At 51.8% G+C, this 25774-nt stretch carries 14 protein-coding genes; 13 read left to right on the plus strand and 1 reads right to left on the minus strand.

What is annotated here, in order from left to right; translation table 11 throughout:
* The first annotated feature begins 30 nt into the window (after positions 1–30).
* The 13 genes from BBI10_RS09740 (at position 31) to BBI10_RS09795 (ending at position 24871) form a co-directional block, all read left to right on the plus strand.
* Entirely contained in the window at positions 31–2511 is a 2481-nt protein-coding gene (locus tag BBI10_RS09740; protein ID WP_065988323.1) for a glycosyltransferase family 2 protein, read from the plus strand.
* A complete protein-coding gene (locus BBI10_RS09745) occupies positions 2511–4919 on the plus strand; it encodes a glycosyltransferase family 2 protein (RefSeq protein WP_083233079.1) in 2409 nt (802 codons plus the stop codon). Before BBI10_RS09740 ends, BBI10_RS09745 begins: the two co-directional genes overlap by 1 nt.
* A 95-nt stretch (positions 4920–5014) precedes the next feature.
* Positions 5015–7981, plus strand: a complete 2967-nt coding sequence (locus tag BBI10_RS09750) for a glycosyltransferase family protein (RefSeq protein WP_065988325.1) — start codon at positions 5015–5017, stop codon at positions 7979–7981.
* Positions 7978–9180, plus strand: a complete 1203-nt coding sequence (locus BBI10_RS09755) for a glycosyltransferase family 4 protein (RefSeq protein WP_065988326.1) — start codon at positions 7978–7980, stop codon at positions 9178–9180. The genes BBI10_RS09750 and BBI10_RS09755 overlap by 4 nt, the downstream gene beginning before the upstream one ends.
* A gap of 18 nt (positions 9181–9198) precedes the next feature.
* Positions 9199–11340 carry a glycosyltransferase family 2 protein gene (locus tag BBI10_RS26550; RefSeq protein ID WP_083233072.1) on the plus strand — a complete coding sequence of 714 codons (2142 nt, stop codon included), beginning with the start codon at positions 9199–9201 and terminating at the stop codon, positions 11338–11340.
* 64 nt (positions 11341–11404) lie between these two features.
* Positions 11405–12634 carry a tetratricopeptide repeat protein gene (locus BBI10_RS09760; protein WP_065988327.1) on the plus strand — a complete coding sequence of 410 codons (1230 nt, stop codon included), beginning with the start codon at positions 11405–11407 and terminating at the stop codon, positions 12632–12634.
* A 7-nt stretch (positions 12635–12641) separates the two neighbouring features.
* Positions 12642–13811, plus strand: a complete 1170-nt coding sequence (locus tag BBI10_RS09765) for a nucleotide sugar dehydrogenase (protein ID WP_065988328.1) — start codon at positions 12642–12644, stop codon at positions 13809–13811.
* A 294-nt stretch (positions 13812–14105) separates the two neighbouring features.
* Positions 14106–15548 (plus strand): mannose-1-phosphate guanylyltransferase/mannose-6-phosphate isomerase, encoded by a 1443-nt coding sequence (locus tag BBI10_RS09770; RefSeq protein ID WP_065988329.1) that lies wholly within the window; start codon positions 14106–14108, stop codon positions 15546–15548.
* Between the two features lie 309 nt (positions 15549–15857).
* Positions 15858–16652 carry an ABC transporter permease gene (locus tag BBI10_RS09775; RefSeq protein ID WP_065988330.1) on the plus strand — a complete coding sequence of 265 codons (795 nt, stop codon included), beginning with the start codon at positions 15858–15860 and terminating at the stop codon, positions 16650–16652.
* Entirely contained in the window at positions 16649–17866 is a 1218-nt protein-coding gene (locus BBI10_RS09780) for an ABC transporter ATP-binding protein (RefSeq protein WP_065988331.1), read from the plus strand. The genes BBI10_RS09775 and BBI10_RS09780 overlap by 4 nt, the downstream gene beginning before the upstream one ends.
* 164 nt (positions 17867–18030) lie before the next feature.
* Positions 18031–19473, plus strand: a complete 1443-nt coding sequence (locus BBI10_RS09785; protein WP_065988332.1) for a class I SAM-dependent methyltransferase — start codon at positions 18031–18033, stop codon at positions 19471–19473.
* Positions 19473–23216, plus strand: a complete 3744-nt coding sequence (locus BBI10_RS09790; protein WP_065988333.1) for a glycosyltransferase — start codon at positions 19473–19475, stop codon at positions 23214–23216. The genes BBI10_RS09785 and BBI10_RS09790 overlap by 1 nt, the downstream gene beginning before the upstream one ends.
* An 83-nt stretch (positions 23217–23299) precedes the next feature.
* Entirely contained in the window at positions 23300–24871 is a 1572-nt protein-coding gene (locus BBI10_RS09795) for a DUF6311 domain-containing protein (RefSeq protein WP_065988334.1), read from the plus strand.
* Positions 24872–24921: 50 nt separating this feature from the next.
* Here the strand turns inward: BBI10_RS09795 and BBI10_RS09800 are convergent, their stop codons facing one another.
* On the minus strand, positions 24922–25758 hold the full coding sequence (locus BBI10_RS09800; protein WP_065988335.1) for a class I SAM-dependent methyltransferase: 837 nt from the start codon (positions 25756–25758) through the stop codon (positions 24922–24924).
* Positions 25759–25774 lie beyond the last annotated feature (16 nt).

Raw genomic sequence — 25774 nt, forward strand, 5'->3', positions numbered from 1 at the left:
ACCCAACTTGACCTTGAGCCAGGCACGCTCATGGAAAAATTCCAGCTCGCTCGTCAAGGTGGCGAGTCGGACCGGGCCATTTTTTTTCTGGAAAAAGCGCTCCAAACCCCCGAATACCGATCCGAAGCCTTGATATGGAAAGGCATCGGCGCCATGCAGAAACAGCAGCTGCACCAGGCATTTCTCTACCTCAGTTCAGCGGCCGCCTGGCTACCGAAACGGGCAGACATCCAGGCATTGACTGGGCGTGTCGTGTTGGCCCTCGGAAAACCCATGTTGGCGACGCAATTACTGAAAGCCGCCTGGAAACAAAACCCCACCGACGCCGCATTGCGCTCGATGCTCTGGCAGGCACGCAGTCGGACTGAGTCGCCCGAGAAGCTGCGCAAGCTGATACTCGCCCTCCTCCCTGAAATCAAAGACGCGCAAGAGTTGCAACTGATCGCCGGTCTGCTGGCGAAGCAAGCAGGCGCTTCGAGTTTCCTTGGAGTCGCGCAGTACGATGCCGAGCGTTGTGAAGTCTCGGGCTGGGCGATCAATCTCAAGTCGCCGGAAAGTCATGTCCGTGTGGCCGTCCACTCTCAAGATGAACGTCATGAATGCGTGGCTGAGCATCCCCATCCGTTTTTGACTCACTCAGGACTGTGCCTGGATCACGGTGCGTTCCGGCTGCAGATCAAAGACCCGGCTAAGACGCTCCATGTCCTATTCGAGGACGGAACCGCGTTGAGCGGAAGCCCCCTTTCCAACTTGCCTGTGTTTGTTCCCCCGGCGCCCGTTGGCAAAAACGCAGCTCGCCTCGAGCCTGTTGACATACTGGTGCCAGTTTATGACGGCCTGGAAGAAACACTCGAGTGCCTGCACAGCGTGTTGCGCAGCCGTGAGTTCAACCGCACAGCCCACCGTTTAGTCGTACTGAACGATGCAACTCCGAATCCGGCCCTGCGTCAGGCGCTCAGGGACCTGGCGGCTACGGGCGATATCGAACATGTCGAGCACGCCACCAACCTGGGTTTTATCCGTAATGTGAACCGAGGCATGGCGCTGAGCCCGGAGCGCGATGTGGTGTGGCTTAACGCCGATACCCGTGTGCACGGCAACTGGCTGGATCGCTTACGTGCTGTAGCGTACAGCGCAAAAGACATCGCCTCCGTCACGCCATTCACCAACAACGGCGAACTGATGAGCTTCCCGGTGAGCCGGGTAAGCCACACGATGCCCACTGCCCGGGAGCAGGCCGGGCTTGATGAGTTGGCCCGAGTCACCGACAGCCCGGCCGTGGAGATCGAAACCGGATGCGGTTTCTGCCTTTACATCAAGCGCGATGCCATCGATGAAGCAGGCTACCTCGATGAAGTCCACCTACTGCGCGGCTACGGTGAGGAAACCGACTGGTGCCTGCGGGCTCGCTCCCTGGGCTGGCGCCATATGGGGGCACCGAATGTCTTCGTCGCCCACCAGGGAGGCATTTCATTCGGTGAAGAAAAGTCCCTGCGTGTTGCGCACAACAACGCCATTCTTAAACGCCGATACCCGAATGCCTCCGCACGCTACCAAGACTTTTGCATGCGCGATCCACTCAAACTTCCCCGGCAAGCACTCCAGCGGGCACGCCTTGAGCAACTGGCGGCGTCGATGGCGAATGCATCTGCCAGCGCCCGCCCGCCTAACCGGCTGAGACAGTTGCATATCCATAAGGGCGCATCTTTTAAAACGCCACTGAGCCTCACTTGGCACTTTGAGGGCAGCCATACGGTTGTGACACTGCAGGCCGAGTTGCAGCCTTTGCTGCTTAGCCTCGAGTACCGACTGCCCGCCGAGGCAGGCGACTTGATCAACGACTTGCGCAAGCTTCCGCTGGACGAGATCGTGTATCGACAGCTCACTGCCTGCCCGAAAGAACTTGTAGCGCTGGCAGCCACGCTGGAAAAACCGTACCGCATCCTGTGCCAGGACGATGAGCTGCTGGATCAAGAAGCCTCTCGTGACTGGCGGGAGTTCGGCGCACGGGCGATGAGCGTTGTCGTGCCGTGGAAAGCGCAGCGGGCCCGGTATGCCGATGCTTTGCCGAACGCCACTATCACTGTCGACAGCAAAAAAACCAGGAACACGCGGCCCAGCAAAAAAGCCCCGCAGGTGTTACTGATTGCCGATGAACTGCGTAATGCCGAGGTCGCAGGCCAATGGATTGATCTGGCGCGCAGGCTTACCCGGGAGCGCCTCAACGTAGTGTTGATCGCCCTCGGCGATGGCCCGTGGCTAAAAGTATTGCTGGCCACTGGCGCAGTTCATGCTTTACCCGAGGTTCAAGGGCTCGATCAGGCTGAGTGCCTCAACCTCGTCGACTGCCAAGGCGCCCTCAGCCTGGATAAGGATCCCGGGGCCGGATGGAAAGCACCGGAGCTGGCAACAATGCTTGGGCTGCCGCTTTACGCAGTGCCCGGACCGGTGTCCCGCGATGCCGGTGCCTTGCCGATCAATCAACTTCCCCTTTCACTGAGCCGGGCATGATGTCAGAAGAAGTCGTAACCAAGCCTGTCCCCAGAGCGCAGGTCAACCACAGCTCACTGCGTGGCGCTATCACGGGGCTCTATGGTGACGTGGTGCAAGGCTGGGCACTTAACATGGCCGACCCGGATGAGCGCCTGGTCATCGAAGTAATGGTGGACGGGGCCTGCGTCGCGCTCACGCGCGCAGATCAATTCGAACCCAATGCAGACCTCGGCGACCAGTTCCATGGCTTTGGCGTACAGCTGCGAAAAAGCTGGCTAGCCGATGCACGACACATCACTGCGCGTGTCGCTAACCGGGAGTTCCATCTCAGTGGTGACCTTCAGCTTCCCGCCGCGCCAAGCAAAGAACCCGCCCCCGTCGCCTCGCAAGTGTGGCACAGCGGCGGTTTGCGGCTGAGCGGGTGGTCCTGGGACCCTGACGCACCGCAGCGGCATGTCCAGATCACTGTTCGTGAGGAGGACAGCGTGCTGGTACGCGCGTCTTGTGATACTCACCACCAGGCACTCGTATACCGCTCTACCAGCGACCACGGATTCACTGTTGATTTGCCATGGGATTTGGCCGACGGCAAACCCCACACGCTGCACATTGAAAACGACATGGGGCACGAACTCTCTGGAAGCCCTATAAAAATGTGCTGCTGGCCGGAGGGCCTGGAAGGTCTTCTAAAACAGCACGACTCCCATGGCCCCGACGAGCAGACGCTCGCGTTGCTGAACAGCGTGGCAAAGGAGCAGACACTGCGCTCACCGAAAAGCGCAGGCTTCAACCATTACCCGCAATGGTTCGAAGTGTTCCAGTACAGCCCGCCGCGAAACCCTCAGCCTCAAAAGACAAAGCCAGGCGTGCTTTTGCTCAGTGAAGGCGATATGACCCTGGAAGGCGTCAGCCTTGCGAGTCTGCGCGCGCACAAAACAACCCCGTTTGAGGTCGCCAGGACGTCCGCAGATAATCTGCTGCCGGCCCTGAAAGAACTTTTGAAAGCGGGCTGCGATTGCGTCGTTCCTCTGAGAGCCGGTGATCACCTTGCCAGCCACGCGCTGGACCATTTGACCGGTCTGCTCGATGACAACGTTGCCTGGGCCTATGCCGACTGTGATCGTGATGGCCCCAATGGAGAGCGGAGCCTGCCGTGGCTCAAACCGGTATGGGACGTGGACTTCTTCATCGGCGCGGACATCTTCACACCCGGGGCGATTTTCAGCACGGACATACTTCAGGCTGCGCTGTCCTTGCTTGCGCCCGCCAGCGAGTTGCAATCGTTGAACTGGGACTTTTTGATCGCAGGTATCGTCCTCGCCACCGAAAAACTCGAGGCGAGCGTCGTGCACTTGCCCCAAGTCATTTACCACCGGGACCACCGAGCGCCGGCCAGCCCGGAGCAGGCCTGGCCATCGATGGACCGCCATCAAGCAATCGCATGGCTGTGTCACTCGCTGGTACCCGGCACCACCGTTAAAGCGTTGCCTAGGTTCCCCGCACTGCTGCGGGCCCATTGGCCGCTGCCGCTTACCCTGCCCCGGGTCAGCCTCATCGTGCCGACGCGCGACCAAGTGGGTTTGCTTCGAACATGCGTTGAGGGGCTGCTTAACAACACCGATTACCCGTATCTGGAAATCATCGTCGTCGACAATCAGTCCAGCGACCCGGCTGCGCTGGAGTACCTTCGCTATTTGCCTACGCAAGGCGTTAAAGTGCTCCCGCATCCGCACCCATTCAATTACTCGACGATCAACAACCGCGCCGTCGAACATGCTTCCGGGGGAATCATTGGCCTGGTCAACAACGACATCGAGATCATCGAATCGGGGTGGCTGAAGGAAATGGTCAGCCAATTGCTGCGCGATAATGTCGGTGCTGTGGGGGCGAAACTGCTCTGGCCGAACCGCATGGTTCAGCATGGCGGCGTGGTGGTTGGCATCAATGGCTTGGCGGCACATGCAGGCAACAATCTTGAAGAAAACGATGCGGGTTACCTGGCGACCAACCAGCTCACTCGGCGTCAAAGCGCGGTAACGGCGGCTTGCCTGCTGGTACGTAAATCGGTTTTTGAAGAGTTAGGCGGACTGGATGAAAAAGCGTTCCCTGTTGCGTTTAACGACGTCGACTTTTGCTTGCGTATTCAGCAGTCGGGGTTGAATTTGGTTTGGACAGCGTTTGCGAAGTTGATCCATGCTGAGTCAGCGAGCAGGGGGAAGGATGCAAGCCCAGAGAAACAAGCCAGAGCTCATCGCGAGCAACAGAGATTTATAGAGCGCTGGACATTGGGGGGATACAGGGATCCCTATTACCATCCAGCATTGAACTTAGAGTATCAGTTCAGCCCCTATACTGGGCTCGGGTTATCTCCGGGGGTCGAGACATTAGGCAGAAAACCGCCACGCAAACGAGATTTTTCGCGCTGACTCAGCCGTCTCTCAGATTGGTGAAATCAACGCCAGTATGATTTTGCTCTAAATCGCGTCGCAGGACGTCAACTCAAAACGACATATTATCCACCATGAAAATACACGCGGACGATTTGAAAAACCTAAGTTTGCAGCCTGACGAAATCACACCGACGATCAGTCCATCTTTTGTCAGAGCTTGGTACAAAGAAAAGACCCTGCTGACAGACGAGGAAATTGTCGACTCTCTTTCTCATGACAAAGATCAGTGTAGTTACATCTTAAATTTCGAGAATTTGTTAGAGGCTCACAATCTTTCATTGAGAGATGTACCACGAAACGTAGATTGGACGTCTTACAGCAAGCAACATCCAAGCATTAGCGCGGGGGCAGGGACTGAATATCATATTATATTTCATTATTTGAAAGAGCGCAGCCGGTCTAAGCATTTCAATATTGATTTCTACCGCGGGTATTACGGAATAGATCACAGCATTACCGACAGCGAACTTATCACAAATTGGAATAGCGACACAGAGCAAAACAAAAGATTTTGCTCATTTGGAGAACTGTTGTCTTACAACGGCCTTGACAACATATTTATTGATGAAAAAGTTGTATTAAAGGAGCTCATCGAGAGAAACCGCTGGGGCCAACGAGAAGCGTGGGACGATCTTGTAACAGCACTGAAACTGATGCCGATGAGAGTCCTGCAACTGACCGGATCCAGAGAGACAAACGCAGGTATCTACGAAAGTCTCCATCGCAACTTCATTCAGATGGGGCTCATTCTAAAAGCTTCGAAGCTGGAGTCACTAATAGTCGAGCTTGGCTTAAAAGCGCATAGCAATATAACAACACGCTTTAATTCCGATGAAATAACAACCTCAAAGCACACCAAAATAGATCCGGACTTCTATTTCAGCTGGTACAGCGACCTCAAGTTCGGTGACAAACTCTTTCTAGAGCAACACTGGCTAAACTTCGGATTTGATGAAGGCAGGTCACCCACTTTCGAACATGCACTTCACCGGCTGGGGCTGAAGATTGAGAAACTTCCCCTTGAATTTGACTGGCGAGAATATATCCAGAACACAGCCGAGCTTCATTCAAAAGATAGCTTCTACAAAGCAGCAGCTCATAAAATAAAGAACACTGATGATGATTTTAGCTTTGATACCGACTTCTACACCTCAGCATATGAAGATGCCAGACATCTTAAACACCAACCAGTTAATGCTGAGCTGCACTGGAAATCTAAAATGCTCGTAGGGATGCGCGCCCGTAGCCCGAAAGAATTTATGAGCTTTTTGGAACTGCCCTCTTCGCTTTATCCGTCTTGGCTTGATATAAACAAGGTTGAACGCCTTAATCAAGAGTTGCCTCAGGATGCTTTAGATACATTAAAGGACTTATTCACATCCACTCCAGCAGTGCGCTTAAGAGTAGCCGAATCAGACCAGCTAAACTCAGAGTTCTACTGTAATATTGGTACTCATTACGAATCCATAGGACAAAGAGGACGTGCTGAAGAGCTATACCTGATTGCAAACGGATTCTTGACAAACGGATTAGCCCTGGAACACCTTGGCAATATATATCTAAACTCCGGATTGCACAGCAGAGCAGGCACATTCTATTCTCTTGCTATCGCAACTGGCAACTGCAGCGAATGGGCTTATATTAACCAAGCTGGATGCATGGCTGCGCAGCTGAATATCGATGAAATTGACAGCGTATACTCCAAGGCATACACTCACTTCCCAGAAAGCAGTAAATATGAACTTTCCATTAAAGAAAACATCGCCACCATCTGGAACATAGCTTCCAAAAAAAGCGCGTCTTTGATTAAAGAAAACCATCGCTCAAAACTTATATCGCTCGTTTCGAACACCACCAACTCGATTTATCATATTAATGCCACTCAGATCCGCTTGGGCAAATTAGATCGCTACCGAGGAAGTATTAATAAGAAAAACGTGACGATCATTGGTGACTTTCATCTACCTCAATGTAAGCGCTACAGGATAGATCAAAAAATTGAACAGCTACAGGCTGCCGGGATAACTCCCAATGTTGCCTCATGGACCGACATCCCATATGCCCAACAGCTAATGAGCTTTAGCGACGTGTGCATATTCTACCGATGCCCAGCCTTACCTGAAATAGTGAAGCTTATCTCCACTGCAAGTACTTTAGGCAAGGTAACGATCTACGAAATTGATGATCTGATATTTGATCCTGCATACCCTCAACACATTTCAACTTATGGGGGATATGTATCGCAAGAAGAATACAATGACCTCGTCATGGGAATGGCGCTTTATCGATCTGCAGCCATGTTATGTGACTATGGAATAGCCTCCACGCAACCTCTATCAACAGAACTTGCAAAGCTAGTGCGTACAAATAAGAGCTTCGTTCATAGAAACGCTTTAGACAAGTACAGCTTAATGCTCAGCCCTGGCCGCAGCGCAGAAACACAGTATGTGAATATTTTTTACGGCAGTGGAACTAAGGCACATAACTCTGACTTCATTCATGAAGCACTGCCTTCAATCCTACGTGTGCTAAAGGAAGAGCCACTTGCGCGTCTGACAGTGGTTGGCTATTTACAACTACCCAAGAAAATTCTAGAAGAATTTGGTGATAAGATCGTCAACGCACCGTTTACTTCTAGCTTCCTTAGTTACTCCACCTACTTGGCATGCGCTGATATTAATATAGCCGTACTGAAACGCGACAAAATTAATGATGCCAAAAGCGAATTAAAATGGTTTGAGGCCGCCCTGTGTGGGGTGCCATCTGTAGTGAGCGCTACGCAAAATTATATCGACGTCATTGAAGACGGCGAAGATGGCTTTTTAGCCCGAAGCGACCAAGATTGGTACAAGATATTAAAAATGCTTGTCTCCAACCGAGAGTTGCGCACATCAGTTGGAGAGCAAGCAAGAAACAGGGTGCTTGTAGAATACGGTGTAGATAACATGGCAACACGGGCGTCATCGATAATCGATCTTGTAGTGCAGGACCATCAAGAATGTTTGACAACAGGCTCACTCGGAAAGATCTCATCATGAACAGAAAAAAAATCGCGATCGTAAATGTTTTTTTTTCACCTCAAGCCATTGGCGGGGCTACCAGGGTCGTGATGGACAACGTCGATGTTTTGATTGATGACTACAACAACAAATATAATTTGGTTGCTTTCACTACGAATCATGAGATGCAAGAGCCGCACTCTATCTATACATATTTATACAAAGGCGTTCGCGTTTATAGAGCGGGGGTGATTCACCGAGTGAACATGGATTGGCACGCAAGGGATGAAAAGATGAAACATTTATTCAAAGATTTCTTGCTCTTTGAACAGCCCGACGTCGTCCATTTCCACTGCGTTCAACGTCTCAGCGCATCAATAGTAGAAGCCACCTTGGAATTAGGGATTCCTTATGTCGTCACCGTTCATGACGCTTGGTGGATCTCCGATCACCAATTTTTGATGGACCAGAATGGACGGATCTACGCCGAGGCTCATCCCGATCCATTTAACCCGGCGCTTCTTCCCGATGAAATTAACCTTTCTGACTCTACGGAAAGGCGCGCATTTCTGAAATATCTGCTGTCACGAGCTAATTTAGTGCAGATAGTTTCAGAAGCTTTTGCCAGAATATATCGTAAAAATGGTGTTATCAACCTGACTGTGAATAGAAATGGTGTTCAACCCAGGGAATGGGAACCGAGAGGAATATCCTCGAGACGTAAAATCTGTGTAGCTCACATCGGTGGTATGTCTGACCACAAGGGCTATCATCTATTCAAGCAAGCACTAAGCAGCTTTTGTTTCAAAAATCTGGATGCTTTAGTGGTTGATCATGCCGCCTCTGAAGACTCGAAAGTGGTCGAGCAATGGGGGTCAGTTACTACGCGATTCATACGAAAGGTCCCGCAAAGGCAGGTAGAAACGCTATTCTCACAGATAGACGTGCTTGTGGCGCCTTCTATTTGGCCTGAGAGCTATGGGTTAGTCACCCGTGAGGCCACCGCCGCCGGCGTTTGGGTTATCTGTTCCAATAAGGGAGGCATAGGCGAAGACGTATTAGAAAATCGTTCGGGTTGGGTTATTGAACCTACTCTGGAAAATCTTATCATCGCGTTCAAGAAGCTTGATCAATTTGAGCAAGCTCCCTCACCCGACATCGAATCTATAAATGCAATTCGTTTGGTATCTGATCAGGTACGGGAACTAGATGTGCAATACCAGGAAATCGTAGGATGATCAAGGGTTGGTGTTAAGATGGACCACATAGCAATCGGTCATCTAGATCAATTAGTAAATAATCGATTAACGGGCTGGGTGTGGTCGCCAATAATTCCCGCGGACAAACTGGCGGTCTATATCTTTGTCAATAAGGTACTCGTTGGTAAAGCACTCGCTCGCGATCTTCGTCCCGACCTCTTAAAAGCAGGGATTGGTGACGGCAGATACGGTTTCGCTTTCGTTTTCGAAAAGGGAAATCGTCTAAACAAAGATGATATAGTTGAAGCAACAACTCTCCAGAACAACAGTTTTGTCAACCTAATTGGTAGTCCGATAAACGTCGACGACACCAATGTTATAGATGGCCAATATGCGGTCCGCGATGACGGCCTCGTCCACGGCTGGATAGTTTACGAAACAGGCGATTCAGCCCCTGACCTGGAGCTAGAAGTAAACGGAAAGTTAGCTGCTAGTTTTCGAATTGATCAATCCAAATCCGTTGAGACTTATCACGACGGCAGTATTAAAGCCAGTTTCGAATGCTTAATACCGAAAGAATTGGTCGGGCATTCCACTGTATCAATCCGCGTTCTTTGGGGCAGTACGTCATCTGCACTACAACCAAATTTAACGGAATTTAGTTATCATGGGAGTTATTTCGAACACCAGGATGAGGCTGAGAATTCTAGATTAGGCGTGCGCAGCATGATTTTAGAACAGCTACTAAATAAACCTTACATTTCAGTTTTGTTACCTACTTACAATTCAAATATCGAATTTTTAAATTTAGCCATTGAGTCTGTTTTAAGCCAATCATATTTCAATTGGCAGCTATGCATTGCAGACGACAACTCTACCAAAAGTGATGTCAAAAAATTAATAAGGCACCACATCGCTAAAGACCCAAGAATTTGCGCAGTTTTCAGAAGTGAGAATGGAAACATATCCGAAGCTTCTAATTCTGCCCTGAGCATCGCGAACGGCAGCTTCGTGGCCCTACTTGATCACGATGACCTATTAGATGAAGACGCGTTGTTGCATATAGCGCATACCATAAATACGCACCCGACAGCTTCATTGATTTTTACGGACGAGGACAAATGCAATTCGGTTGGCCAGCGGTATGACCCGTATCACAAGTTGGGGTGGAACCCTGAGCTGATGCTGGGCCAAAACTGCGTAAGCCATTTAGGCGTATTTCGCACGACTCTCATACGAGCAAGCGGCGGCTTTCGATCGGAGTACGACGGCGCTCAAGATTATGAGTTAGTGCTTAGGATCTCCAACAACATCAGCGCCGATCAAATAGTACATGTTCCGAAGGTGCTGTATCACTGGCGAGCAGTGTCAGGATCAACAGCTCTGTCTGGAAATGAAAAACGGTATGCATCTATAGCCCGGCGAAGAGCGGTAAGACATCACCTGCGAGAAAGAAATTTACAAGGCAGTCTTATCTCGGACAAGAGCACACATCATCTCCGCTTCAAGCCTGCGCTAGACAAGCAAGCGGCTTCAGTCTCGGTGATAATCCATCATCAGGGGTCTCTAAAAAATCTAAATATACTTCTTCAATCGATCAGAAAATCGGTGACGGTCACAACTGAAGTACTCGTCGTTAGTTCCCGATCTGTGAAACCTAGATCTAGACTGGTAAAATCGCTCGGCCCCATGAGAATCCACTGGAACACATTCCCTGCCGATAGCTCAGCCGGGGAGGCATTTGTCCAAAGCATTAACCAGGTAAGCGGAGCCGTCTTGATTTGGATTGATTCAAGAGTAATTCCCTCTAAGAAATGTCCTGGCTGGTTAAATGAACTCGTTCGTCAGGCATTGCGATCTGAATCAGGATTTGTGGGTGCCAAAATTACTGACCCCTCCGGGAAAATCGAAAGCTTTGGCTACGATAGGCGTGCTGGGGAGGGCTTGACTGAACAGTTTAAAGGCGTCCAAGCTGGTGAGTATGGACTTGCTGGAATCGCTCAACTTACTCGCAATGTCGCGGCGGTATCTAGTCATATTTTTTCCATAAAGTTGAGCTTATTACGCGCCATAGTGGAGTCACATGCTGCACCAGTACACAGCGAAAGCTGGATCGCAAGCTTGTGTGAGCATTCGATGCTACTTGGTGCGAAGAATTTAGTAACACCGTCGTGCCTTTTTTCGACGGTTCGTGGATAGCGCCAACTAGCAGTCGAGTAGGGCGATATTTATAACTTTCATATTCACTGACTTGGTAGCTAACATGTTCGATGAGGACGAGTTGTTTACATCATATATGGATTCTTTGATCCTGGGTGTTGATTTGCGCAACTCAGGAAACCTAGACGCCGCTGAAAAGCATCTGCTTCGGGCTGCGATGCTTGATATTAACGAATGGCAACCTTTTTTTGAGCTGGGAGTACTATATAGTGAACGAGGGAATCAAGCTAAAGCCAGTAGCTTATTCTCGCAAGCGTTCACTAAAAGCCCCGGAGAGATGGAGGTAATAAGAGCTCTTCTATCAAGCTGCGTGGCGTCTAAAGACCTTGCTCATTTCGTACAAATTGTCGATCAATCTAACATCCAAAGTGAGGACGGCCTTAAGCTATTAACGGTTTATTACCAGCTGATGGATTACGTTAATACATATCACTTGCGATATGCTGGCAACACTTACGAAATACTGCGCCGTAATTCTCGGGGGTGGCAACTTATTTCAGAGGTTGTGGCAGAAATAGCTGGGTGTTTGAGCAACAATACACCTTACGCTTTCATTAGGCTTGGCGACGGGGAAGGTACATGGCTCCACCATAGCAGTAAAGATGAGATGCGCTTCAACGCTCTATATTCGAGAAATCGGGATGAATTTTGGGATATCTGGTATGGCGAAGCATCAGCGCACCATCGAGGGGCGTTTTATTCACAAATGTCGATGCTGGCGGGATGTCTAGGAGAAGCAGACCTCATAGGGGTACCTCCTGACACATGGATTGATCACGAGTTTTCCATCGGGAGTATGAGGGGTATACCTGGCACCCTTAACGTAGTAAGAATGCTGGAGCAAACAGATCTTTCATCAACCGCGCTGTGCACTCAATTGATGCACTATGAGCTCGGCGAATCCATTGATTTCTTCGACCTTCTGTCATCATTAGATAAGATTGGCATTATTTCCTGTCATCCAGAAATCGTAGATATCGTTAAGTACAAGTTCGGCATTCAAGAAGTTGTTTATTTACCTATACCCGGCGAACCATCGCGATTGGCTTTGTTGGGAAACAACTCAATCCAAGGCGAACATTTCCCAAGCGCATTCATTGCTACTCTTGACCACATAAAAAGCATCAACTGGGGTGGCATGTTATGTCTAGTTGGCGGAGGAATTTTAGGCAAGCAATACTGCATTCAAATCAAACGGCAAGGTGGCATCGCTATCGACATTGGCTCCATTATGGACAAATGGAACAACAAAAAAACTCGCCCGGATTTTTGAGGCACTAATGAAAAACATTACGGTTGTGGGCACGGGTTATGTTGGGCTATCCAACGCTATTTTACTTTCACAACACAACCCGGTTATAGCTTACGATATTGACCAAGCTAGAATTGACAAACTAAATCAAAGAAAACCTACCGTGGCAGACTTTGAGTCCGAGGAGTTTCTTCAGACAGGAAATTTGACGCTCACTGCGACTACAGATGAACTAGAAGCATATAGCGGAGCGGATTACATCATTATAGCGACACCGACTGATTACGCATCCCAAACAAATTCATTCGACACCAGCTCCGTTGAAAAAGTTATCGCTGATGCGCTGAGAGTCAATGACCGCGCAACCATAATCATAAAATCGACCGTACCGGTTGGTTTCACAATCAGAATGCGTAAGGCATTCAACACGAAATCCATTATCTTCTCCCCTGAATTTTTACGGGAGGGTCGCGCGCTTCACGACAACCTTTTCCCAACTCGGATAATTGTTGGCGACAATACTGAGCGAGGTCAGGTATTCGCAGATCTACTGGCACAAGGCGCTCATGCAAAAAATATTCCAATTATATTAGTGGGCTCAACTGAGGCAGAAGCTATCAAGCTGTTTTCGAATACATATCTAGCCATGCGAGTCTCGTACTTCAATGAGCTTGATACATATGCATCTGTCCATGGCTTAAACACGCGGCAACTGATCCACGGCGTAAGCTCGGACCCCCGCATTGGTAACCATTACAATAACCCTTCGTTCGGTTACGGCGGGTACTGCCTCCCAAAAGATACAAAACAACTACTAGCCAATTATTCAGACGTCCCCAACACACTGATTAGCGCTATAGTAGAGTCAAACTCAACCCGCAAGGACTTTATCGCAGACTCGATCACCAAGCTGAAACCTAACATTGTGGGAATTTATCGTCTTACTATGAAAGCGGACTCGGACAATTTTCGTGCCTCTTCAGTTCAAGGCGTAATGAAGCGTTTAAAAGCCAAAGGAATCACAGTCGTTGTGTACGAACCTGCTTATCAGGGGAGCAGCTTTTTCGACTCTGACATTATATCTAACCTAGAGCAATTCAAATCAATGTCAGACGTTATTGTGGCCAACCGAATCTCGGTGGAAATCATAGATGTTATTGAAAAGGTTTACTCTCGCGACCTTTTTGGGGAAGATTAAATTACTACCTTCAGTGCAAGGCGCTCCCTACGATTGATTGCTTCATGCGCCATACTCATTGAGATTTTGGCTGTCAAGCGGTGGGAGGTAATCGGAAGCCTGTTCAGGTAGGTCGGTCGGACTAGACTACTGGGCTAGGTTTTCTCTGGTATTCTCGCCTTGCCTAGAATTGAGCCCCCTATCGGTCCGCCGACGCAAGGCACTTTCCGTTCAGCAACCGATCGGGTTGTACAACCTAGGCGAACATTCGCTACTTTTGATCAGTTTTATGCCAGCGTCGTGTAAAGGAAACCCATGAATTTAATACCCGTAATTTTGTCAGGCGGCGTCGGCAGTCGGTTGTGGCCCGTTTCTCGCGAGGCCCATCCCAAGCCCTTCATGGTGCTGCCAGACGGCCAGAACCTGATTCAGAAAACCTTCCTACGCGCTTCCGCTCTGGCGGGTGTATCGGAAGTCATGACTGTCACCAACCGCGATCTGCTGTTCAAGACCGAAGACGAATACCGCACCGTGAACAAAACCGGGCTGGCTCAAGGCTTCATCCTTGAGCCGTTTGGTCGCAACACGGCTGCAGCGGTGGCAATGGCGGCGCTGCAGATTAAGCAGCTGCATGGCGCCGACGCCCACATGCTGGTCTTGGCTGCCGATCACCTGATTCAGGATGAGAGAGCCTTCGCCGCTGCAGTGGCTAAAGCTGTAGAGCTTTCAGAAAAGGGTTGGCTTGTGACCTTCGGCATCAAGCCGCAGTATCCAGAAACAGGCTTCGGCTATATTGAAACGGGCGATTCAGCTGGGCTGGAGGGTGGCTTGAAGGTCGCACGGTTCGTCGAGAAGCCTGACTTGAACACTGCAGAGTCCTATGTGGCCGCCGGTAACTATTTCTGGAACTCGGGGATGTTCTGCTTTCAGGTCGGCACGGTGCTGGAGGAGTTCGCCGCGCACGCGCCCGATGTGCTCGAGGCTGCCGCTGCGTCGATCGCCAGTTCCCGCCTGACCGAAGGCCCTGCCTATCACTGCCTGTCCATCGACCCGGACTCATTTGCGAAGGTACCGGACATCTCCATCGACTACGCGTTGATGGAACGCTCCAATAAGGTGGTGACTGTTCCTTGTGACATCGGCTGGAGTGACATTGGTTCGTGGAACGCCGTGAGTGAGCTGACGGCGCAGGACGAGCACGGCAACCGGTTTGAAGGCGAAGTATTGGCCCACGGTTCGCGAAACAATTATGTGAACAGCGAGGATCGGCTGACTGCGCTGGTGGGTGTCGAGGACTTGCTTATCATCGACACGCCGGATGCCTTGATGATTGCGCACAAGAACCACGCGCAGGACGTCAAGCACATCGTTACCCAGCTCAAGAGCTCCGGGCATACGCTCCACCAGCTGCATCAGACCGTCCATCGCCCATGGGGTACTTACACCACCCTGGAAAACGGCGAGCGCTTCAAGATCAAGCGAATTGTGGTCAAGCCCAAAGCTTCGCTGTCGCTGCAGATGCATCATCACCGTAGCGAGCACTGGATCGTCGTCAGCGGAATGGCCGTTGTGGTCAACGATGACCAGGAACTGATGCTCAACACCAATGAGTCGACCTTCATTCGTGCCGGACACACACACCGCCTTACCAATCCGGGCGTTATCGATCTGGTGTTGATTGAGGTGCAAAGCGGCGACTATCTGGGCGAGGACGACATTGTTCGCTTCGAGGATGTCTACGGTCGCGCTGACGCTTGATGGCTGTGGGCTAGCCTTGATGTGGCACTTTTACATGACGTGGTGCGCTCGTCGGCCGGTATCAACGGCCGTCGACCATATGCGTCGACATCATGTACATCCGCGTCTGCGCCATGCATATACTGCCGCCCCTGAAACCAACCCCGGAATTGTTTCCATCCTTCATTCCCTCACAACACCCGTCGGCATGCATCCAGGACGACAGTCGTTCACTGTCCGCTCCGGGCTCATGAAGCCGCACGGCCACTGTTTCTCAAGCGACCCGTTCGCTCTAGTGAAAAACACCAAACGCGTCAACGAGGACCTTGCATGTTCGGCATGTTGAAAGGGCTTTGGGAATACCGAAGCTTCATCGTCACCTCCATCCGCAATGAGTTCATTGCCCGGTTTGCGCGCAGCCGACTCGGCGGCCTCTGGATGATCATTCATCCTCTGTCTCAAGTCGCGATCTACGCGCTTATCCTTTCTAACGTGCTGGCAGCCCGCTTGCCAGGCATCGACAACAAATATGCGTATGCGCTGTACCTGATGGCTGGGGTGCTGGCGTGGAACCTGTTTTCCGAGATTGTCTCGCGATGTCTGAATCTGTTCATTGAACAGGGCAACCTCATGAAGAAGATGCGCTTCCCCCGCATCGCGTTGCCGGTCATCGTAGTGGGGTCATGCCTGCTCAATAATTTGCTGCTGTTTGTCGCCGTGCTGGTGGTATTTGCGGCGCTAGGCCAGATGCCTTCGCTGGACATGTTTTGGCTTATTCCGTTGACTCTGGTGGTTACCGCGCTGGCCGTCGGCCTGGGCTTGGTGCTTGGTGTAGTTAACGTGTTTGTTCGCGACATTGGCCAAGTCGTACCGATCATATTGCAGGTGTGGTTCTGGTTTACGCCAATCGTCTACTCCGCCAACGTGATCCCCGAATACCTGCGCTCGTTCATGAACTTCAATCCGATGTTTTCTGTCGTGAATGCTTACCACGACGTCCTGGTTTATCAGGTGTCACCCGACTTGAACGAGATCGGCATCACCATCGGTGCTTCCATCCTGCTGATGCTTTTGGGGCTGTTCATGTTTCGTCGCGCTGCACCAGAAATGGTGGACTCACTATGACACTGCTTACCGTTGACAACCTGGGCAAGGCCTACCGGACTTATAGCTCTGAATGGAAGCGCATCGCTAACTGGTTCTTTGCAGGTGCGAAGCCCAACCATGAGCACTGGGTGCTCCGTCATATCAGCTTTGCCATCAGACCGGGTGAAGCAATCGGGATCGTCGGACAAAACGGCGCAGGCAAGTCGACGCTGCTGAAGATGATCACTGGCACTCTGCAGCCCACTGAGGGTGCGGTTCACGTAAATGGCCGTATTGCCGCGATTCTTGAGCTGGGAATGGGGTTTAACCCAGAGCTGACGGGTCGTCAGAATGTCTATCATGCCGCAGGTTTGATGGGGTTCAACAATCACGAAATTGACGGCGCCATAAAGGACATAGAGGCTTTCGCTGAAATCGGTGAGTACTTTGACGAAAGTGTTCGCACCTACTCCAGCGGGATGCAAATGCGAGTGGCTTTTGCGGTTGCCACTGCTTTCCGCCCGGACATCTTGATCGTCGATGAGGCTTTGTCTGTCGGGGATAGCTATTTCCAGCACAAAAGCTTTGCGCGGATCAAAGAGTTCCAGCGGCAGGGTACGACTCTGATCATCGTCTCGCACGATCGCGGCTCGATTCAGGCGTTGTGTGATCGCGCCATTCTTCTGGAAGGCGGTACTGTCATCAAGGACGGTGCCCCGGAGGAGGTGATGGACTATTACAACGCGCTCATCGCCGATAAAGAAAACGCAAGCGTTGAAGTGGTCTCGCTGGATGATGGTTCCAAGCAAACACGATCCGGTAGCCGTAAAGCGACGATTGAGAGCGTCTCTTTGTATGATCGCGCCGGGGCGGCGGTGGAATACGTAGGTGTGGGGGATGAAGTCACCCTATGCATCAAAGGGGAAGTCCACCACGATTTGCCCGAACTAGTGGTGGGATATGTCATCAAGGACCGGTTAGGCCAAAGCATTTTTGGCACTAATACGCACTACCTTGACTGCAAATCGACCAGTGTGGCTGCAGGAAAAAAATTCACTTACAAATTCACGTTTCCGGCAAATCTGGGCATCGGTTCTTACTCCGTAGCGGTCGCGCTGCATGCATCGGAAACGCACATTGTCGAGAACTTTGAGTGGCTAGACCTGGCGTTGGTTTTTAACGTGGTGAACGTCGCCCAGGACACGTTCGTAGGTCTGAGCTGGATGCCGCCGAAGGTCGAAATAGAAGCGTGAATCCGGCCACACGGAACAAAACCCGGACTGATTACGGGGCCTGGCAGTTGCTGCGCGAAAGCGCAGAACTGCCGGTTGCACCGCGTTGCGGACTTCGTCTCATGCGCCAAGCCCGTATCAACGAGCACACAACTGCTGGATAGAATTGGAATCAGGAAGCGCCCGTGAGCGAATTTTACCGATCATTTGAAGACAAGCACCGCGGTTCTAGGCAACTCATCCTTGATCGTCTCAAAGTTTATTCGCCGTTCCTCGAACAGCTAAAAGTCTGTTGGGACCTGCCTGTCACCGATCTGGGTTGCGGCCGAGGTGAGTGGCTCGAACTTCTGACGTCGATGCAGATTCGTTGCCACGGCGTCGATCTGGACGAGCAGATGCTGACGGCATGTAAGGAACGAGGGTTTTCCGTCACCCAAAATGATGCCATCGCGTACTTGAGGCAACTTGGCGATGCCAGCCAGATGGCTATCAGCGCCTTTCATCTGGTTGAGCACATCCCATTTGATCAGCTGAATGCTCTGGTCGAAGAGGCCAAACGGGTACTCGTACCGGGGGGGCTGTTAATTCTTGAAACACCGAATCCGGAGAACCTGACTGTCGGCACGTCCAGTTTTTATATGGACCCGACGCATGTCAATCCACTGCCTCCACTGTTGCTCCAATTCATTCCGGACTTCCACGGTTTTGCACGTTCCACGGTCTTACGCTTGCAGGAGCCTGAGCCTATCCAGGAAGTCCCAACGGTCACGCTGATGCATGTCCTCAGAGGCGTAAGCCCCGATTACAGCGTGGTTGCTCAGACTGCCGCCTCGAGTGGGCCTATCCCTGATCTTGATGCGCTGTTCGCCCAAGAATTTGGCGTGACACTTGATGCCGCCGCCTCTGCCTACGAGGCGAGAGTGGCCGGTATCGAGACCGTAAATGCTACTCAGCAGACCACACTCAGCAGCGTTGAGACTTATCTCGCAAGCGTCGAAGCCACTGCAGCGCGATCTGCTGAGAATCTGAACGAAATCGTGGGGGCTTTGAAAGGGGATCTAGAAGCGCTTCAGCGAAGCCACAAGATTCAGCTAAACGCTGTGCACCTGGAACTGCGGACGCTTCGCGAAGAATATTCCAAGGTCAGTCTGGAACTAGCCTCTCAAGAAAGGCTTATTCATAAGGCTGCTGTTGACACAGCAAATCTTCATAAGCATGTCGTGCACTTGGACCATCACTTGGATATCACAAGGGGTCGCTTGCATGCGCTAAGTGTCATTTTGCCGGGATCGGTCGTAAATACCGTTCGGTACGCACTTTTGCAGCGGCAGTTGCTCAAGCGCGACGGCGTCAAGATCCGCTCCAAGTTGATGGCCCGGAAAGTCATCTTCTACGCCATCCGCAAAGCCAGCCCTTACAAGCCGGTGAAGAGCGTTGGTATCGCTGTACTCAAGAAAATCGGCGCCTATGAGTTTCTGCGTAGCCGATACCACAAGAAAGAAATCCCCATATTCCGGTCGACCATTGACCCGACGATCCCCATCGATACGGAAAACTTGTCGCCTCATGCGCGGGCTGTGTTGGCCAAAATCAAATTAGCGGAAAAGACCCGGGACAGGATTGAATAATGCGTATTGTTATTGACTTGCAAGGAGCCCAGACGGAAAGCCGGTTTCGCGGCATCGGTCGTTATAGTCTTTCCTTAGCATTGGCGATTGTGCGTAATCGCGGCGATCACGATATTCATCTGGTCCTGAATGGCATGTTGTCGGACTCGATCGAGTCCATACGGGCAGCTTTCGAAGACTTGTTGCCGCCTGAAAACATTCACATTTGGTACGCCCCTGGTCCCGTCGCCGAGATGGACGCCGCCAACCACGAGCGGCGAAAAGCAGCGGAACTGATTCGAGAAGGCTTCATCGCCAGCTTGAAACCCGACATTATCCATGTGTCGTCGATGATAGAGGGATACGTGGACGATGCTGTAACCAGCGTTGGCCGATTCGATACCAAAACGCCGGTTAGCGTATCTCACTATGATCTGATTCCACTGCTCAACCCAGCTCAGTACCTGAAATGGAACCGGGACTATAAGCAGCACTATATCGGCAAGGTCGATGAGTTGCAGCGTGCTTCGTTAATTTTGTCCATTTCCAAGTTCTCATGCGCTGAGGGCATTGAATACTTATCCGTTGATGAAGCGAATTCGATCAATATCTCTACTGCCATTGATGACAACTTCCAGAAGTTGACCATTTCGCCTGCAGAAGCGTCGGTGTTCCTCCACAACCTAGGTATCAGCAAGCCCTACGCCTTTTACACCGGCGGCTCGGACGATCGTAAAAACCTGACACGCCTCGTTCAAGCCTTCGCTGGCCTGCCTGACGAAGTGCGCGACAATTACCAGTTGGTGTTTGCGGGCAAAATCCCACCCCAGCACTCCAATGCGTTAATTGCCGTCGGGGAAAAGCTTGGCCTCAGAACCGAGGACATGATTTTCCTGGGATACGTGGACGACGTGCAGTTGGTCAAATTGTATAACCTCTGCCGGGTTTTCGTGTTTCCGTCCTGGCACGAAGGCTTCGGGCTGCCTCCGCTTGAAGCCATGGCATGCGGCGCAGCGGCAATCGGATCGAGAGCTTCGAGTATCCCCGAGGTCATTGGCTGGGATGAGGCGCTATTCGACCCCTACGACGTCCGGGCCATTACCAACAAGCTTTATCAGGCAATGGAAGATGACGAGTTCAGAGCGACGCTGATTGCTCATGGCCTCGAGCAGCGGAAGCTGTTCTCTTGGGATCACTCGGCAATTACTGCCATTGAAGCGTTCGAGAACTATATCGCCCTTCGCAATCCCGAGAGCAATAACGGCAAATCCATCGTCAAGAAGCGCATGGCATTCGTGTCCCCGCTCCCGCCCGAGCGCACTGGTATCGCCGGCTATTCAGCAGAGCTGCTGCCCGAGCTTCACAAGCTTTATGACATCGAACTGATCGTATTCCAGAATGAAGTGACGGATGAGTGGGCTCTGCAACATTGCTCAATCCGCGATCCGCAGTGGCTGATCGATAACAGTCGATCGGTGGACCGCGTGGTTTATCAGGTAGGCAATTCGATCTTCCACCACCACATGCTCGAACTGATGGCATTGGTGCCGGGCGTGGTCGTTTTGCACGATTTTTTCCTGAGCGGCCTGAAGTCCTATTTGCAGGACGAGAAAATCGAAGTGGGCGCGTGGGATGAAGCGCTTTATTTCTCCCACGGCTATGGCGCTTTGATCGAGAAATACCACACGCTGACGCCTGACGACCTGCGCCTCAAATACCCGGTCAACCTGGAAATATTCCAGCGAGCCCACGGCGTAGTGCTTCACTCGAACTACGCCAAAGGTCTGGTCAAGCAGTGGTACGGCGAAACGCTCGAAGCCAAGTGCGACGTCATTCCTCTGCTAAGGCAACCATCGCCGCCGGTAGACGCCGCCAACGCAAGAAGTGTCCTCGGGCTCGCTGCAGAAGATTTCATGGTCTGCAGCTTCGGATTTCTCGACCCGACAAAGATGAACCATTGCCTGCTTGAGGCCTGGGTCGACTCTTCGCTCTCGCAGGATCCTCACTGCAAGCTGGTGTTCGTGGGAGACATTCATCACCTCCCTTACAAAGAGCAACTTCAGCAAATCATGGCGCGGGCCGCATATCCGGAGAACATTACGATCACCGGCTGGGCTGACACTGAGACCTACAATCGTTATCTGGCGGTCTCTGATGTTGCCGTCCAGTTGCGCAACAACTCCCGAGGGGAAACATCCGCGGCAGTTCTGGACTGTATGAATTATGGAGCTGCGGTTATCGTCAATGCGAACGGATCGTTTGCTGAACTTGATCCTGAAGCCACGATCATGCTTGCTGATGACTTCCAGACGCCTGCGCTAAAACGCGCTCTTGAGTCGATGTGGACCGATGGGCCAATGCGCCGAAAGCTCGGGGCGACAGGGGCGAAAACCATTCGCACGCGGCATGCACCGGACTATTGCGCCAACTTGTACTTCGAGGCCATCGAGAATCATTACCTCAACAAGCGTTACGGACTGGATGCACTGACGCGTCGGATCATCGACAACTCCACTGATGCTCATATCCAAGACAGTGCCGTGAAGCTGGCGGACTGCCTGTCGCAGAACTTCCCACCAGAGCGCTCTTTCAGAACGGTTTATCTGGACGTGTCAGCGACTCGTGCGACTGAATTACGAACCGGAATCGAGCGTGTTGCAATCTCGATCATGCTGGCACTTTTAAAGCAGACAGATAGCCAAATTCGATTCGAACCCGTGTACCTGTGCAAAACAAATGAGGTCTGGGGTTACAAGACAGCGACTTCGTTTACATTGGCCAGCATTGGCGCCCCCCCGGATCTGCTGAGCGAAGAAATCGTCACGCCTCAGCAAAGCGATATCGTGTTGACTTTGGATTGGTCTGATCGCCTGGTGCTCGCTTACGAGAGCGGTTACCTGTCATACCTCATGAATAATGGGGTAAAGCTATACGCGACAATCTTTGATCTGCTTCCTGTATTGCTGCCGGAATACTTTCCACCCCAGGCAGAACTGCCGTCTCACCGCTGGTTGCAAGTAACGGCCAAATTGAACGGGGCGGTGTGTATTTCCCAATCGGTGGCAGCGGAGTACTGCGCGTGGGTCGAAATGCAGGAGATCAAACAGAAGTCGTTCAACGTCAACTGGTTCCACTTGGGTGCCGATCTCATAAATGCACACCTGGATAAGGGAGAGTCGGACACGGCCGACCTGCCGGCGGTGCCGAAGCTCGGTGGCAAGCCCACTTTTCTGATGGTGGGCACAATTGAGCCGAGAAAAGGACATCTGCAAGCTCTTCGGGCATTCACCAAGCTCTGGAACTCAGGTGTAGATGTGAATCTGGTTATCGTGGGTCGTGAGGGGTGGAAAGGCGTCGACGCTGAATCGAGGCGCAACCTGCCTGAGATCATCGATGCCCTCAGCAACCACCCAGAGCAAGGGAATCGTCTGATGTGGATGTCCGACGCCAATGACGCCACATTAGAGGCGACCTATGCGTCGGCGTCTTGCCTGATTTTCGCCAGCGAAGGTGAAGGCTTCGGGCTTCCCATCATCGAAGCCGCACAGAAGAAGTTGCCAATCATTGCGCGTGATCTGCCGGTTTTCCGGGAAATCGCTGGTGACAACGCTTACTACTTCAAAGGCGACGAGGAAGGCGTAATGGTTGAAAGCTTGCAACGCTGGCTTGCACTCTACTCGGATGACGCGCATCCAAAATCCAATGCTATTCAATGGCTCACCTGGGAACAGAGTGCGAGCCAACTGCTTGAGGTTATCTTGTGACCCCTTTTTCAAATGCTGCTGTATCGCCCAGCCAAAGGCCCGCGTGGCTATCCTCCACCGGGACGCTAGGGTTATTGGTAGCAATGGCGATTGCCGCCATTTTTGTCTACCGATACTTTCCTGAAGGCTTTATTGCCGGCACGTCTTCCTATTGGATGAGCGAAACCGAAGACGTCACTCAATACATCGCCGGCTTCAATGCGTACTTCCACTCGCCATTGAGCTTCCCGCTTTTGGCGTTTGACACGTTCAATTACCCGGTGGGAACACGTGCCACCTTCGTCGACATCATCCCGATCTACTCGCTGCTGTTAAAACTGGTGCTACCGTCCGGCATGGCGCCGTTCAATCCTTTCGGCTACTGGGTGGCACTGGCGTTCATCCTGCAATCGGTAGGGGGGTGGTGGATTCTGCGGGAGTTGAATGTAAGATCCTGGAGCACACTTGTCTGCTGCACAGTGCTGCTGGTTTGCTTCCCGGCATTGATGGCCCGCCTCGGCCACATTTCCCTGATGTCGCATTGGATTCTGTTGATGTCCATTGCGCTGTACATCAGAAGCAACCGGCTGCGACAGTTTGCGACATTGGGATGGACACTGATTCTGGTCGTGAGCATCAATGTCCATGCCTACCTGTTTGTCATGGCGCTGATGATTTATCTATGTTCTGCGCTCAGCTCCCTGGACAAACTGACACGCCACTCCGCGCTTCGCATCATCATCCCGTTTGTAGTGCTGATTTTGGTTATGGCAGCGGCGCTGCTGCCTATGCCGGTCGGACAGGTGTCCCCTGAGTGGGGGTTCGGCTACTATTCCATGAACCTGCTGGCTCCAATTACCGGCGGGTCTTATGTCACGATCCCCGATGCAATGATGCCGGGGCAATATGAAGGCTTTAACTACCTTGGCCTGGGCGTCATCGCCAGCTTTGTTTACGCACTGATTCAACTTCGGCGCGAAGGCTGGGCGACGGTCAGACGCCATCGCTACCTTGCTATCGTGTTGGCACTGTTTGCGTGCTACGCATTATCCGACTCGATCTACTTGGGCACGCGCCAGATTGCGGTACTCAACTACCCCGACTTCATGAAAGTCTTGACCTCTCAATTCCGGGCGTCTGGCCGGTTTTTCTGGCCGGTTGGCTACATCATCGTCATCTTTTCGTTGCTGACGCTGTACCGAACCCTACCACGCAAGGTCCTGATCCCGGTAATGCTGGCATTATTGGTGGTGCAGGTTTCTGACCTAAAAATGCAGCGCTCCAATTTCAAGGCAGGTCTCAACCGCCCCTACACGCCGTTGATGACTCAGTCGGCTTGGGACGCCCAGATCGGGAAGGATGTTCGCAACGTCTACTACTATCCGAAGTTCCGCTGCGGAAAGGCAGACACGCTGACGACGCTCATTCCGATGATGAACTACGTGTCGTTGCATAATCTGAAAATGAATACCGGTTACATTGCTCGCCATCAACCGCCGTGTGACGAGAACAGTCTCAAGTCTGAGATCGCAGGCGCCGACATCGACCACTCAGTATTCGTGTTCGTGAAAAGTGAATTTGGCGATGCTGCCCATGTGAAGCGTCTATTGCCTGAGGCAGAGTCTGCTCAGTGTGCTGATGTTGACTTTGCAATGGTTTGCCACGTCAAACGCTAAGTCGAGGGCGGCATCGAACAACTCGATGCCGCCCTCGCTGCACCCGCTACTCAGGGCTTGAGACAGTTAAAGAACTGAATGTAGGCGTCGTCGATGTTTTTTGTAATAGCGCCACCTACCAAGAAATCGTCGTAGCTGAACGTCCCTGTCTTGCAGGTGATAGGCATCTCACAGATCCCCCACTCTTCTGCAATGACGAAGCCCGTGTCCAACAACAATAATCGCAGCTGATCCGGCGTGTATTCGATCTTGTGATCGGGATGGATGAAGTGATTCCCTATTGTGGCCGCATGAATGCGGCTGACGTGCCCATTTGGGGTGTCCAGGCAAAAACGACCACCCGATTTAAGTACTCGGTACGCTTCTTTGCACATGCGCATTCCCTGCTCTGGCGTCACGTGCTCGATACTCTGGCCTGACCATACCAAATCGACGCTATCCGAAGGGATGCCTTTAAGGTCCGTCATGTCCTCGTAGCGCAGAAAAACCTTACCGCCCTCCTCATCCAGCGCCACTTGGAAGTCCTTGTGACGCTCTTCGGTAGGCAAGTCGATAAGCACAATCTTCGAATATGCGTGGGGAAAGCCCATGTGGTGCAAGGGCGCGTTTGCACCGCCCAGATCAAGAATCGAATCACCCGCTGGCAGCAGATGCTTCACCATCTTTAGTCGAGCGTTATGGATGAGATACAGATGAATATCCATGACGCCCTTACTCGTCCGCTCAAGGCCGTCTTTGGACAGCAGCAGTACGCTGGCAACATCGATGTCGCTTTTTAGGAATGAATGATCGGAAACGACATGATCGATGTCCGCAATCGACGCATTTTTATTCAGTAGCTTATATATGCCGCCGACCATCTCATGCCGCGTTTCCCAAGCGTTCATCGATTCAACTCCCGGT

It is taken from the genome of Pseudomonas graminis (assembly GCF_001705435.1).
In the GTDB taxonomy this organism is placed as follows: domain Bacteria; phylum Pseudomonadota; class Gammaproteobacteria; order Pseudomonadales; family Pseudomonadaceae; genus Aquipseudomonas; species Aquipseudomonas graminis_B.